The sequence below is a fragment of the Nostoc sp. 106C genome (assembly GCF_002154725.1).
GTDB lineage: Bacteria > Cyanobacteriota > Cyanobacteriia > Cyanobacteriales > Nostocaceae > Aulosira.
Genome location: NZ_MTAW01000044.1, coordinates 1 through 1,182, shown reverse-complemented (window position 1 = coordinate 1,182; position 1,182 = coordinate 1). Strand labels below are relative to the sequence as shown.

At 42.9% G+C, this 1,182-nt stretch carries 1 protein-coding gene; it reads left to right on the top strand.

The features are described from left to right. Positions 1 to 1,182 (top strand): amino acid adenylation domain-containing protein (locus tag BV375_RS02820; protein ID WP_143841968.1); only part of this gene is annotated, 1,182 nt, incomplete at both ends.

Here is a 1,182-nt window from a genome sequence, read left to right as displayed (position 1 = left end):
AACAAAATATCGCTAAATTACCACTACTGAGTGTTAGCGAACAGCATCAGCTTTTGTGGCAATGGAATGACACTCAAGTTGATTATCCCCAAGATCAATGCATTCATCTACTCTTTGAGAAACAGGTTGAGCGCACCCCTGATGCAGTAGCAGTAGTGTTTGAAGATCAACAATTGACCTATCGGGAATTAAATCAACGAGCAAATCAACTCGCACACTATTTACAAAGCTTAGGTGTAGGCCCAGAAGTACTTGTGGGTATCTGTGTCGAGCGTTCCCTAGAAATGATCGTGGGAATGTTGGCAGTTTTCAAGGCAGGTGGTGCTTATGTGCCATTAGATCCTGCTTACCCCCAAGAACGTTTAGCATTCATGATTGCGGATGCGCAATTACAGGTTTTGCTGACTCAAGAACAGCTACTAACTCTTTTACCTGAGCATCAAGCAACTGTAATTTGTTTAGATAAAGACTGGGGAGAAATATCTCAATACTCACAGTCTAAACCTGTAAGTAACGTCCAGGTAAGTAACTTAGCCTATATTATTTATACCTCTGGTTCTACAGGTAAACCCAAAGGTGTACTAGTCACCCATAAAGGACTATGTACCTTAGCTTTGGCACAAATTAAAAAATTTGATGTTCAGCCAACCAGCAGGATTCTGCAATTTCCTTCCTTCAGCTTTGATGCTTCGCTTGCAGACGTTTTGATGGCATTGTGTTCTGGTGCAAGGCTATGTCTGACCAAAAAAGAGGCATTACTTCCAGGCAATGATTTGATGCAAACCATCAATAAGTATCAAATTAGCCATGTAGCTCTACCTCCTTCCGCATTAGCGGCTATGCCAAATCAGCCAATTCCCAGCTTGCAAGCCATTATTGTAGCTGGAGAAGCCTGTGCAACTGAGTTAGCAGCACAATGGTCTTCGAGAGTACGCTTTTTCAATGCTTACGGCCCAACAGAATCCACTGTCTGCGCCACAATGGCCGAATATACTGATACCAGCCAAAAGCTTACTCTTGGTCGCCCCGTTGCGAATACACAGATTTATATCCTGGATGAAGATTTGCAAGCTGTACCGATTGGTGTAGCAGGAGAGATACATATTGGTGGGATTGGATTAGCCAGGGGTTATCTCAACCGTCCAGAACTAACCCAACAAAAGTTTATACCTAACCCATTTA